Origin of the sequence: Rhabdaerophilum sp. (genome assembly GCF_046092605.1) — a bacterium.
Lineage (GTDB): Bacteria > Pseudomonadota > Alphaproteobacteria > Rhizobiales > Beijerinckiaceae > Rhabdaerophilum.
The window spans coordinates 1-11,193 of record NZ_JBJTDY010000121.1 but is presented as its reverse complement, the minus strand read 5'-3'; the positions used below and the strand labels follow the sequence as shown (position 1 = coordinate 11,193).

Sequence of the window (11,193 nt, the reverse complement as noted above, 5' to 3'; positions counted from 1 at the left end):
CCGAAGGCCGCCCGGTTGGGGCCCAGCGCGATGGCGGCGATCACCAGCACCATCAGCGCGAAGGCCATGCTCCTGCGGTTCTTGATCAGCAGCCATGCCGCGCCGATCCAGCCCAGAACCGTGAGCAGGATCACGATCCGCTCGGGCGTCGCCGGCGGAAAGCTCAGGACAGGCTGGCCAAGAAGCGCCGAAACGCTGCCGACGAGGATCAGCGTCGCACCGAGGGCAACACCGATGGTAATCAGATGCAGGTTGGTGGCGCGCATGCGCTGCGGCAGCGCGATAACCGCGAAGAACCCGAGCAAGACCACGCCGAGCAGCTTGAAGAGCTTTTCCGCCGCCTCCCACCGCACCGGAGTCCAGAGCAGGGAAACCAGCGCCCAGCTCACGAGCAGCAGGCAAGCCAGGCCCGGACCGCTGGCGAGGTGTGAGAGCGCCCGAACCGAAAGGCGCGCGGAATCGGCGCGGAGCAGGGAAGACAGGATGATGAGCACCGCGCCGATCGGCACAAGCACCACGATCACCCAGCGCGACATCAGCGTCGCCGAAGGGATGACGAGCGCGAAGATCGCAAATCCCAGTCGCAACAGCATCGCCGCAGCATCGGCGGCCGGATCTGTCAACGTGCCGGATGCGCGGTGGTCATTGGTTGTCATGGTCCTCAAGTCACTGCGTTTAACGCCCTACGGCAAAACTATGCACAGAAGCAGTTGAAGGATGCTGTATGCTTATGGCAACACCTGCAACAAATCAGGGGCCCCGAAAAGAAGAGGCTGGGACTTGCTGGAATGTGCGGCACGGCCTAGCTGGAAACGAGCAACCGGGAGATCCGCATGTCCGTCACCGTCCATCCTCTCTATTCCGGGCTGATGGCCCGCCGTTCCGGCAATGCTCGCGCCCTGGCGGCCCCTGGCCCCGACGAGATGACGCTGCAGGCCATCGTGAAGGCCGGAGCGCAGGCCCCGGATCATGGCCGGCTGGTTCCGTTCCGGTTTCTGCGCATCGCGGATTCCGCCCGCGATCGGCTGGCCGACCTGCTGGAAGCGTCGAGCCGCGAGCTGCAGCCCGACATTGCCGCGTCCGAGATCGAGCGCGCTCGCGAAAAGGCACATCAGGGCCCGGAAATCCTCGCGCTGATCGGTCGGATCGACGCCGAGCATCCGAAGATCACGGCATCCGACCAGTGGCTCGCGGTGGGCTGCGCCTTGGAAAACGTGCTGCTCGCCGTGCAGGCTGCGGGTTTCGCCGCCGCCGTGCGCTCGGGCAAGTTCCTCGGCACGAAAGCGATGCGCGAAGGCTTCCTGCTGGGTGCCAACGAGCACCTCACCTGCCTCATCGCCATGGGTACATCGACGGAATGGCCCCCTGCAAAGCCGAAGCCGGAGCTGGATCGCGTCTTCTCGGTTTGGAACGGGTAGCGCGATTCCAGGCCAAGCATATGCGGGCGAGGGCGGGTATCAGCCGGTTCGCGGGAAGAAAATGCGCGAAGAACGAAGTCAGTCGGATTTCCCGCGGATCAATTCGATGATGCCGGAGAAATCCGCACCACCCTCACCCCAGGCTGCATGAAGCCCGTAAAGCTGTGTCGCCAGCGCGCCCATCGGCGTGGTCGCGCCGGCAGCGGCGGCCGCATCCTGGCTCAGCTTCAGGTCCTTCAGCATCAGGGCGGTCGCGAAACCGGGCTTGTAGCCATTATTCGCGGGGCTCGTCGGCACCGGGCCGGGCACCGGGCAATAGGTGGTGAGGCTCCAGCACTGGCCGGAGGAGGTGGAGGCCACATCGAACAAGGCCTGATGCGAAAGGCCCAGCTTCTCGGCCAGCACGAAGGCCTCGCCAACCGCAATCATCGAAATGCCGAGGATCATGTTGTTGCAGATCTTCGCCGCCTGCCCCGCGCCCGCGCCGCCGCAATGCACGATCTTCCTGCCCATGGCTTCGAGCAGGGGCCTCGCGCGGGCAAAGGCCGCATCTGCGCCGCCGCACATGAAGGTGAGCGTGGCCGCCCTTGCACCGCCCACCCCGCCGGAGACCGGGGCATCGACCGGCACGAGACCGGCAGTTTCCGCCTGTGCATGCACCGCGCGGGCGGAGTCGACGTCGATTGTCGAGGAATCGATGAGCAGGGTCCCCTTGCCGGCGATGCCGACGATTTCCGCCCAGACCGCGCGGACATGCTTGCCGGCCGGCAACATGGTGACGATCGCCTCCGCGCCCTTCGCCGCCTCCGCGACGCTCCCCGCGATGGCGACACTGCCCGCCCGCGCCTCCTCGATGGCTGCTGGCGACAGGTCGAAGCCTGTCACGGCGTGACCCGCCTTCACGAGGTTCTGCGCCATGGGGCCGCCCATATTGCCGAGCCCGATCACCGCGATTGTCGTCATTTCTTCTCTCCCCGCCTGGTCACCCGGATGTTCCAGCGGTTGAGCAAGGCTTCCGCGTCTCCGGTTCCGATATCGATATGGGTGGCACCCTGTTCGAGCGCTGGTTCCAGCGCGGGCGGCAGCGGGGCATGGGCCTCGATGAAGGCCAGCACCACCGGCGGCGCACCGCGCAAGGTGAGGTGATGGATGAGCCCGCCCGGCACGCGTTCGACGCGCTGGTCGCGCAGATCATGCCCCCGCCGGATGTAGGGCCAGCGGCGCAAATAGGCCGCATCATCCTGCCCCGTGAGGTCATTCGAGATGAGAATGGCCGTCACATCCGAGGTGGCATCGGCCTGCCGTGCCACAAAGGGCCCCGCGAGGATGATCCCCCGCAGGGCAACCTCGTTCCGCGCGAAGCTCACGAGATCATCCGAGAGCGAGCGCAGGGCTTCGAGCCCGATGCCCGGCACCGTTTCCGCCATCTCGCGCCTGAACATGCCACCGAGCCCGCCTGAAGACCCTTTCGGCCGATAGAGAAAGCGCGTGGCGAACCACAATCCGGCAATGCCGGCGAGAATCAGCAGCGCGGAATTGAAGTCGATCATGCCGGTCAGCGCGTGCCAAGCAGATTGCGTGCCACGATCATCCGCATGATCTCGTTGGTCCCCTCGAGGATCTGATGGACGCGCAGATCGCGCACGATCTTCTCGATGCCGTAATCCTGCAGATAGCCGTAGCCGCCGAGGAGCTGCAACGCGCGATCCGCGACGCTCGAGGCGGTTTCAGTCACGAAACGCTTGGCCATCGCGCAGCGCATCGTGGCATCCGGCTCCTTGCGGTCATAGGCGCTCGCGGCCGCATAGAGCAAGATTCGCGCGGCTTCGAGGTCGATCGCCATATCGGCGAGGCGAAACTGAAGGGCCTGGAATTCCTGCAGTTTCCTGCCGAAGGCGACCCGCTCGGAAAGGTAGGTCTTCGCCTTGTCGAAGGCCGCCTGCGCGCCGCCCAAGGCCGAAGCCGAAATGTTGAGCCGCCCGCCATCGAGCCCGTTCATCGCGATGGTGAAGCCCTGCCCCTCCTTGCCGACCAGGTTTGAGACCGGCACGCGGCAATTCTCCATGATGACCTGCCGCGTGGGCTGCGCATTCCAGCCCATCTTCTTCTCGTTGGCACCGAAGGAGAGGCCCGGCATGTCCTTCTCGATCAGAAGACAGGAAATGCCCTTTGGCCCCTCCTCGCCCGTCCGCACCATCACGGCGTAGAGATCGGTGGAGCCGGCGCCGGAGATGAACTGCTTGACGCCGTCCACGATATAGAAATCGCCCTCGCGCCGGGCGCGCGTCTTAAGCGCCGCCGCATCCGAACCCGAGCCTGGTTCGGTGAGGCAATAGGAGGAGAGCATCTCCATCGAGACCATGGCGGGCATGTATTTCGCCTTCAGCGTTTCGTCACCGAAACGTTCGATGAGCCCCGCGACCATGTTGTGGATCGAGAGATAGGAGGCGACCGCCGGGCAGCCGGTGGAAAGCGCCTCGAAGACGAGAGCGGTCTGAAGCCGCGTGAGGCCGGAGCCGCCCCAATCCTCGCTCACATAGCAGGCGCCCATGCCCAGAGCGGCGGTTTCGCGCAGCACATCGATTGGAAAGTGCTTCTTCTCGTCCCATTCGAGGGCATGGGGAGCGAGTTTCTCATCCGCGAAGGCGCGGGCCATCTCGATGACCGCGCGATCGTCATCCGAGAGCGCGAAGGCGCGATTTTCCACTGGCGCGAGCATGACACTTCCTCCCCATGAAGCCGCGTTCGATCCGGTTATCCGGTAGCTGGCATCGGCATCGCGCGCCGGCAAGGCGCATCACAGCACAACGATTCCGGAATGCTTGGCCTTGTTCTCCGGCTCGACATGGATCGTGATGATGGCTCCTGAAAACGCTTCGCGCAACCCGGCTTCGATGCGGTCGCAGATGTCATGGGAGCGATCCACCCGCATTTCGCCGGGCACGACAAGATGAAACTCGATGAAGGTGGCCGGGCCGGAGTGGCGCGTGCGCAGATCATGCGCTTCCAGGGCACCCTCACCCTCGCGGCCGATGATGGCGCGGATCGCATCGAGTTCCTCGGGTGCTGCGGCCTCGTCCATCAACCCGCCGAAGGAAGCCTGCATCAGCTTCCAGCCGGAAACCAGAATGTTCACGCCCACGAGCCCCGCGAGCAGCGGATCGAGCCAGGGCAATCCGGTCGCCACGCTGATGACCAGGGCTATCAGCACGCCCAGCGAGGAAAGCACGTCCGTGAGCAGATGCCGGCCATCGGCAACCAGGGCCGGCGAGCGGAGCTTGCGCCCGCGGCTGATGAGAAGCCAGCACCAGGCCCCGTTGATCACGCCGGCGAGCACGTTGAGGCCATAGCCCAGAGGATCATGATTCATCGCGCGCGGGTTGTTCCAGGCGCCCCACGCGGCGTGGAATACGGCCATGGCCGCCACGAGAATCAGCGCGCCTTCGAAGACAGCCGCGAGATATTCCACCTTCTGGTGGCCATAGGGGTGCTTGGCGTCGGCCGGCTTGGCGGAGAGGCGCAAGGCGAACAGCGCCACGCAGGCCGCAACGACATTGATCGTGCTTTCGAGGGCATCCGAATAGAGCGCGACCGAACCCGTGTGGTAATAGGCCGCGAATTTGAGCGCGAGAACGATCAGGCCAATGGCAATGCTCCCCAGCGCGATGCGCTGGGCTTCATCGAAACGGAGCGTTGCCGAGGTCGAGGCCATGCGGCTCTTTCCTCTGCCCGGCGGCGCGGGTCAAGGGTGCCCTTGGGCGGATGTTCTCAGCTGCCCGAGAGGCGGCGGGCATTGTCCGCTACCGTGCGATGCGTGGGCTCCGCCGCTGCCCTGGCGATGCGCATCGGTGCGGAGGCCACGGCATTCGAGGCGGAATGCACATCGCCGAAGGCCATCCGCGTCGCGATCTCGACACTGATCCGCATGCCCTCGAGATTCGCCGCGACCATACCGCCCTGCACGGCCAGCACCTTCTCGGTGACCATCCGCTCGCTCTCGAATCGTCCATCGGGCACGCGGCCGAGAACCAGGCGATGCGCTTCCTGCGCGAGGCGCGGAATGCGGTTCACAACGATGAGGGAAGACATCCAGAAGGTCCACATGGGAACCAGGATCATCCGGATATAGGGTTCGGCCGTCAACGACTTTTGCTGGCAGCCAGCAGGCGATGCTGCTAAAAGCATGATATGTCGCATGTTTTTTTGTCTGAACTTTTGGTGATGTCAAGACTTCCGTAACGGGAGCGGCGCTCTCCTGTCGGAAACGGACCAGTCGAGACGGAGGAATTCATGATCGATGCCGATTTCCGTCGCCAGCTTCAGGGCTATGGGCTGACGACGGCCAATATTCTCTACCACATGCCGGATCACCCGCACCTGCTGCAGAATTTCATCTGGCAGGAATATGATCTCTTCCCGAAATTCCCGGCCTTGCGGAAGTTCCTCGATTTCTGGAAGCGCGAGATCGAGGGTGGCCTGCATTCCGTGATCGTCGCGCATAACCGGCTGATCACCCCGGCGGAGATCCGCTCGATCGGGCAGGAGTTCAAACTGCACTGAGGGCGTGCCGTATTGTTTGGCGCAAGATCTTGTCCGGGAACCGGCAACCGGTTCGCTCAAAGAAAATGCGACCGGACAGAGACAGCATTTTCAAGCGAAGTGGATACCGGTTCGCGCAAAGAAAATGCGATCAAACAGAGACAGCATTTTCAAGCGAAGTGGATACCGGTTCGCGCAAAGAAAATGCGACCGGACAGAGAAATAGAGCATTCGAGATGATCCGGTCAGATCGGAAAATGCTCTTGGAGATCGACCGGCGCGATCGTGCCGAGGAGTGAATTGCCGGGTCGCACCTCCTGGTGCCGCATTGCGAAGAAGCAGGAAAAATCCGCCGCGAAACGAAAAAACCGGCGTTTCCGCCGGTTTTGATATTCTCCCCCGTCCGGCGTTCCGCCTCAGGCCCAGGCTTGCTGCCGGGCCGGGTTCGGAGCGGATGAGACGATGCTGTAGCGGGTGGTCGCCGATGAGCGGCTCGCCGAGGAACGCTCGCGCCATTTCCTGTCCGCTTCCTCATAAGACCGGTAGGGGCCAAAGACGCGCTCGGTTCCGGGAACGACTGCCTGGAATTCCACGCACTGATATTCCCCGCCAATCACCCAATATTGCCTCGACATGATCATGCTCCTCGAAAGAAGGGGGTATGGGGAGAGCGGGACCATAGGGGTTCCGCCCCGCTCCTGATGCGGCCGGTTACTCGGCGGCAATCGCCTTGCCGTGGCCCTCGCCACCGTGGAACTGCTCGCTCTCGGTCGAGCCGGCCATCGCGGTGGTGGAAGACTTGCCCTGGCTGATCGCCATCGCAACGGCATCGAAATAGCCGGTGCCGACTTCGCGCTGGTGACGGACGGCGGTGAAGCCGATGTCCTGGGCGGCGAATTCGCGCTGCTGCATCTCGGAATAGGCACCCATGCCGCGCTGCGAATAGCCCTTGGCCAGCTCGAACATCGACAGGTTGAGGCTGTGGAAGCCGGCGAGTGTGACGAACTGGTATTTGTAGCCCAGCGCACCGATCTCTTCCTGATATTTCGCCGCTTCCGCGTCACTCATCTTCTTCTTCCAGTTGAAGGACGGTGAGCAATTGTAGGCGAGCAGCTTGTTCGGGTACTTCTTCTTGAATTCGGTCGCGAATTCGCGGGCTTCGCCGAGGTCCGGCTCGGAGGTTTCCCACCAGACGAGATCGGCATACTCGCCGTAAGCCAGGCCGCGCGCGATGGCATGTTCGACCGAGTGCTTGTTGCCCTGCTTCAGGCGGAAGAAACCCTCTTCCGTGCGGCTGTCGCGATCGATCCACGGATGATCGTAATCATCCACATCCGAGGTGATGAGGTTCGCGGCATGTGCGTCCGTGCGGGCGAGCAGCACGGTGTCCACACCGCAGACATCCGCCGCGAGGCGCGCCGCGTTCAGCGTGCGGATGAAGGTCTTGGTCGGCACCAGCACCTTGCCGCCGAGATGGCCGCACTTCTTTTCCGAGGCGAGCTGATCCTCGAAATGGACGCCCGCGGCGCCAGCCTCGATCATTGCTTTCATGAGTTCGAAGGCGTTGAGGGGGCCACCGAAGCCGGCTTCCGCATCCGCGATGATCGGTGCCATGAAATGGGTGGATTTGTCGCCTTCCATATGGGCGATCTGGTCCGCGCGGCGCAAGGTGTTGTTGATGCGGCGCACCACATCCGGCACCGAGGAGGCCGGATAGAGCGACTGGTCCGGATACATCTGTCCGGCATTGTTGGCGTCCGCCGCCACCTGCCAGCCGGAGAGATAGATCGCCTGGAGGCCAGCCTTGACCTGCTGCATCGCCTGGTTGCCGGTCAGCGCGCCGAGCGTGCGGACGAAGGGGCGGTTGGCAAGCAGATGGCGCAGGCGGGCCGCGCCCATGCGGGCCAGCGTGTATTCCATCTGGAACGAGCCACGCAGCTTCTCCACATCGGCGGCAGTGTAATCCCGCTTGTTCTGCGGGGTGTAGGAGGCGGTCATCGGAAACATCCTTTTGCTGGAGGTGAGAGCCGAATCCGAACGATGACGACTTTCGATGCGTCTACGACTTTCGATTTACAAGCTTTCACATGGTCATCTTGTCGCACGGGCGCTCCCGCAGCGCAACAAGATGTTGAAATGCGTCTGGAAACGCAGAAAATCCTTGACAGCATGACAATTGTAATTTTGTAAATTGCAACAGATTTACATATTCAGGAGACAAAGATGCGATCCCTGCGCATCGGCGGGCGCGTGCGGCGCATGCGGCAGGAAAGACGGCTCAGCCAATCGCAGATGGCGGGCGAACTCGGGATTTCGCCGTCCTATCTCACCCTGATCGAGAGCAACCAGCGACCGGTCACGGCCTCCGTGCTGCTCCGGCTGGCGGAGAAATTCCAGATCGATCTCGGCAGCCTGAGCGCCGAGGAGGATGGCCGGCTCGCGACCGACCTCATGGAAGCCCTCTCCGATCCCATGTTCGAAAGCGCCGATGTGAAGGCGACCGACGTGCGCGACCTCGCAGCCACGCTGCCTGCCCTCGGGCAGGCTTTCGTAACGCTCTATCATGCCTATCGCCGCGGCGGGCCAGCCGATGGCGCGCTGGGCATGGGGGATGGCGAGGGCGCTTCCGCCAGCATCCCCTCCGAGGAGGTGTCGGATTTCATCCAGCGTCATTTCAACCATTTCCCGACGCTGGAGGAGGCCGCCGAAAACCTCTGGGTCGATCACGGCCTGGCCCTCTTCACGCTCCAGCAGGACCTGGTGAAGGTGCTGGCCGAGCGGTTCGCGGTGGATGTCGAGATCGCCCCCACCGAGAGCATGCGCGGACTTCTGCGCGCCTATAATCCGCTGACGCGCCGGCTCCAGCTCTCCGAACTGCTCACGAGCCCGAGCCGGACCTTCCAGCTCGCGCACCAGATCGCGTTTCTCGGCTTCCGCCGCGAGATCGATGCGCTGGTTTCCGGCGGCAAGTTCTCGACGCCCGAGGCGGATTCGCTCGCGGCCTCGGCGCTGGCGAATTACTTCGCGGCAGCCGTGATGGCGCCTTATCCGCGCTTCCTCGACGCGGCCAGGACCTCGCGCTACGATACAACCATCCTGAAGCACCGCTTCAACCTCTCCTTCGAGCAGGTCTGCCACCGCCTGACCACGTTGCGTCGCCCCGGCGCGGAGGGCGTGCCGTTCCACCTCATTCGCGTGGATATCGCGGGGAACATCTCGAAGCGGTTTTCTTCCTCCGGCATCCATATCGCGCGTTTCGGGGCGGCCTGCCCGCGCTGGAACGTCTATGATGCCTTCGCGACGCCGGGCATGCTGCGCGTGCAGGTCTCGCGCATGCCGGATGGCTCCTCGTTCTTCTGCGTTGCGCGCACGTTGACGCCGGGCGGGAGGCAGGTGATGCGCGGCGGCCTTCCGGCCCGCGCCGGCATGCTCGCGATCGGCCTCGGGTGCCCGCTGAGCCACGCGAAGGAACTTGTTTATGCCGATGGCCTGAACCTCGAGGACCCGACCATCGTCACACCCATCGGCGTCTCCTGCCGCACCTGCAGCCGGGTGGATTGCTCGGACCGCGCCATGCCGGCCCTTGCGCAGCGCCTCATCATCGACGAAAACCGGCGCGGATTGTCGACCTACTCCATTGCCACAGACGGCTGACGGATGCAGGAAATACAAAGTTACTTGTGCTTTTCATAGAATTCACAAGACGAATGATGGGGATGCGCGCCATGGCTTCCAAACTCGAGCAGCTCAAATCCATGACCGTGGTGGTCGCCGATACCGGCGACATGGGGGCGATCGAGGCCTTCAAGCCCGTGGATTGCACGACGAACCCCACGCTGATCCTGAAAGCGGCCGAGATGGAGGCCTACAAGGGTTTCGTGGATGAGGCCGTGCACTGGGCGGCCAGCCGGGGCGGAAGCCGCGAGGCGCGCATTTCCGCCGCCTGTGACCGCCTCGCCGTCACCTTCGGGGCGGAACTCACAAAGCGCGTGCCCGGCCGCGTCTCCACCGAGGTGGATGCCGATCTCTCCTTCGATACGGCGAAATCGGTCGCCAAGGCCCGCGCGATCATCGCGGATTATGCCAGCCGCGGCATCGGGCGAGAGCGCATCCTCATCAAGCTCGCCTCGACCTGGGAGGGCATCCGCGCGGCAGAAATCCTCCAGAAGGAGGGGGTGGATTGCAATCTCACTCTGCTCTTCAACCTTTCGCAGGCGGTGGCCTGCGCGGAAGCGGGCGCGTTTCTGATCTCCCCCTTCGTGGGCCGCATTCTCGACTGGTACAAGAAATCGACGGGGCAGGATTACACCAGCGAAACCGATCCCGGCGTGCTCTCGGTCCGCGCGATCCACGCCTATTACAAGGCGCATGGCCACGAGACGGTGGTGATGGGTGCGTCCTTCCGGAACATCGGCGAGATTGAGGCCCTTGCGGGCTGCGATCGGCTGACCATCGCGCCTGCTTTGCTCGACCAGCTTGCGAAGGATGCGGGTCCGCTCATTCGCGCGCTCGACCCCGTGAAGGCCGCAGTGGCGGAAAAGCCCGCGCGCATCGCGGTGGATGAAGCCTCCTTCCGCTGGGCGTTGAACGAGGATGCGATGGCGACCGAGAAACTCGCCGAGGGCATTCGCGGTTTCGCGGCGGATCTGCGCAAGCTCAAGACGATGATCGGGAACAGGCTCGACGCGTGATCGGGCGAGGCCCGGGCGTTTTTGCAGTTTCATAGGTGCATGCAAGGGATGATCTTGGGATAGGAGCGTTGTTGCGCTGCGCCTCCGCCTGTTCCGGAAGTCCTTTATCTCCATCCTCACGCCAGGGACGCGGTCGACCTGTCTGGCCGGCATCATGCTCGGTGCTTTCGTTTCCTCACGCCTGCCAGTCAGCCAGACCGGGGCATTCCCCGGTCTGGCTGAAGCCCATGAGCGTCCCGGCGCGGGTCCGCCCCCCTGCCGATCGCGCGCGAATTCGTTTGGCACGGCATGAAATTTTGCCATTCCCGCACACTCTTTAATTCTCGCTTAGAGAAATGCATGCAACCAAGGATTGTGTCTTGGTGTGTTGGAGTCCTGACATGTTCCAGCCTCGTCGGCTGCCCTGGCCGGTTGCGCTTGGCTTCACCCTTGCCGCCGCCGTCCTGCTTGTCTGGGGAGCGCATGGCATCACCCAGAAAGCGCGCCAGGCAATTCTCGATCGGGATGCGGAGCTGACCGCCCGGGTTTGGGGTGAGTTCCTCGTC

General features: G+C 63.5%; 11 protein-coding genes and 1 pseudogene. 4 read left to right on the top strand and 8 right to left on the bottom strand.

From position 1 onward, the window contains the following. Nucleotides 1-656: pseudogene (locus tag ACKODO_RS09450) on the bottom strand (hypothetical protein); the annotation flags it as partial. A 177-nt stretch (nt 657-833) separates the two neighbouring features. Here ACKODO_RS09450 and ACKODO_RS09445 point away from each other — a divergent pair. Further along, nucleotides 834-1,418 carry a nitroreductase family protein gene (locus ACKODO_RS09445; protein ID WP_408983188.1) on the top strand — a complete coding sequence of 195 codons (585 nt, stop codon included), beginning with the start codon at nt 834-836 and terminating at the stop codon, nt 1,416-1,418. Nucleotides 1,419-1,496: 78 nt separating this feature from the next. Here the strand turns inward: ACKODO_RS09445 and mmsB are convergent, their stop codons facing one another. The 5 genes from mmsB to ACKODO_RS09420 all read right to left on the bottom strand — a co-directional run bounded on the left by mmsB (nt 1,497) and on the right by ACKODO_RS09420 (nt 5,507). Beyond that, entirely contained in the window at nt 1,497-2,381 is an 885-nt protein-coding gene (mmsB, locus tag ACKODO_RS09440; protein WP_408983187.1) for a 3-hydroxyisobutyrate dehydrogenase, read from the bottom strand. Further along, nucleotides 2,378-2,968: a hypothetical protein gene (locus ACKODO_RS09435; protein ID WP_408983186.1), complete on the bottom strand. Its 591-nt coding sequence runs from the start codon at nt 2,966-2,968 to the stop codon at nt 2,378-2,380. The genes mmsB and ACKODO_RS09435 overlap by 4 nt, the downstream gene beginning before the upstream one ends. A gap of 5 nt (nt 2,969-2,973) precedes the next feature. Continuing rightward, the gene (locus tag ACKODO_RS09430) at nt 2,974-4,137 is read right to left on the bottom strand and encodes an acyl-CoA dehydrogenase family protein (RefSeq protein WP_408983185.1); all 1,164 of its coding nucleotides are present in this window, start codon (nt 4,135-4,137) and stop codon (nt 2,974-2,976) included. 78 nt (nt 4,138-4,215) lie between these two features. Further along, a complete protein-coding gene (locus ACKODO_RS09425) occupies nt 4,216-5,130 on the bottom strand; it encodes a cation diffusion facilitator family transporter (protein ID WP_408983184.1) in 915 nt (304 codons plus the stop codon). Nucleotides 5,131-5,186: 56 nt separating this feature from the next. Then, nucleotides 5,187-5,507 (bottom strand): hypothetical protein, encoded by a 321-nt coding sequence (locus ACKODO_RS09420; RefSeq protein WP_408983183.1) that lies wholly within the window; start codon nt 5,505-5,507, stop codon nt 5,187-5,189. 201 nt (nt 5,508-5,708) lie between these two features. On the opposite strand from ACKODO_RS09420, the gene ACKODO_RS09415 reads away from it, so the two are divergent. Beyond that, nucleotides 5,709-5,978, top strand: a complete 270-nt coding sequence (locus tag ACKODO_RS09415; protein ID WP_408983182.1) for an usg protein — start codon at nt 5,709-5,711, stop codon at nt 5,976-5,978. A 395-nt stretch (nt 5,979-6,373) separates the two neighbouring features. On the opposite strand, the gene ACKODO_RS09410 is transcribed toward ACKODO_RS09415, so the two are convergent. Continuing rightward, nucleotides 6,374-6,592 carry a hypothetical protein gene (locus ACKODO_RS09410; protein WP_408983181.1) on the bottom strand — a complete coding sequence of 73 codons (219 nt, stop codon included), beginning with the start codon at nt 6,590-6,592 and terminating at the stop codon, nt 6,374-6,376. A gap of 76 nt (nt 6,593-6,668) precedes the next feature. Next, complete coding sequence (aceA, locus tag ACKODO_RS09405; RefSeq protein ID WP_408983180.1) at nt 6,669-7,955, bottom strand: isocitrate lyase; 1,287 nt, start codon at nt 7,953-7,955, stop codon at nt 6,669-6,671. A 225-nt stretch (nt 7,956-8,180) separates the two neighbouring features. Between aceA and ACKODO_RS09400 the strand changes: the two genes are divergently transcribed. Together ACKODO_RS09400 and tal are read left to right on the top strand one after the other, a co-directional pair. Further along, on the top strand, nt 8,181-9,611 hold the full coding sequence (locus ACKODO_RS09400; protein ID WP_408983179.1) for a short-chain fatty acyl-CoA regulator family protein: 1,431 nt from the start codon (nt 8,181-8,183) through the stop codon (nt 9,609-9,611). Between the two features lie 71 nt (nt 9,612-9,682). Further along, nucleotides 9,683-10,648 carry a transaldolase gene (gene tal, locus ACKODO_RS09395; protein WP_408983178.1) on the top strand — a complete coding sequence of 322 codons (966 nt, stop codon included), beginning with the start codon at nt 9,683-9,685 and terminating at the stop codon, nt 10,646-10,648. Nucleotides 10,649-11,193 lie beyond the last annotated feature (545 nt).

Bases quoted from the DNA above. Each gene is read 5' to 3' on its own strand.
- ACKODO_RS09445 (WP_408983188.1), top strand. From the start codon at position 834: ATGTCCGTCACCGTCCATCCTCTCTATTCCGGGCTGATGGCCCGCCGT.
- mmsB (WP_408983187.1), bottom strand. From the start codon at position 2,381: ATGACGACAATCGCGGTGATCGGGCTCGGCAATATGGGCGGCCCCATG.
- ACKODO_RS09435 (WP_408983186.1), bottom strand. From the start codon at position 2,968: ATGATCGACTTCAATTCCGCGCTGCTGATTCTCGCCGGCATTGCCGGA.
- ACKODO_RS09430 (WP_408983185.1), bottom strand. From the start codon at position 4,137: ATGCTCGCGCCAGTGGAAAATCGCGCCTTCGCGCTCTCGGATGACGAT.
- ACKODO_RS09425 (WP_408983184.1), bottom strand. From the start codon at position 5,130: ATGGCCTCGACCTCGGCAACGCTCCGTTTCGATGAAGCCCAGCGCATC.
- ACKODO_RS09420 (WP_408983183.1), bottom strand. From the start codon at position 5,507: ATGTCTTCCCTCATCGTTGTGAACCGCATTCCGCGCCTCGCGCAGGAA.
- ACKODO_RS09415 (WP_408983182.1), top strand. From the start codon at position 5,709: ATGATCGATGCCGATTTCCGTCGCCAGCTTCAGGGCTATGGGCTGACG.
- ACKODO_RS09410 (WP_408983181.1), bottom strand. From the start codon at position 6,592: ATGTCGAGGCAATATTGGGTGATTGGCGGGGAATATCAGTGCGTGGAA.
- aceA (WP_408983180.1), bottom strand. From the start codon at position 7,955: ATGACCGCCTCCTACACCCCGCAGAACAAGCGGGATTACACTGCCGCC.
- ACKODO_RS09400 (WP_408983179.1), top strand. From the start codon at position 8,181: ATGCGATCCCTGCGCATCGGCGGGCGCGTGCGGCGCATGCGGCAGGAA.
- tal (WP_408983178.1), top strand. From the start codon at position 9,683: ATGGCTTCCAAACTCGAGCAGCTCAAATCCATGACCGTGGTGGTCGCC.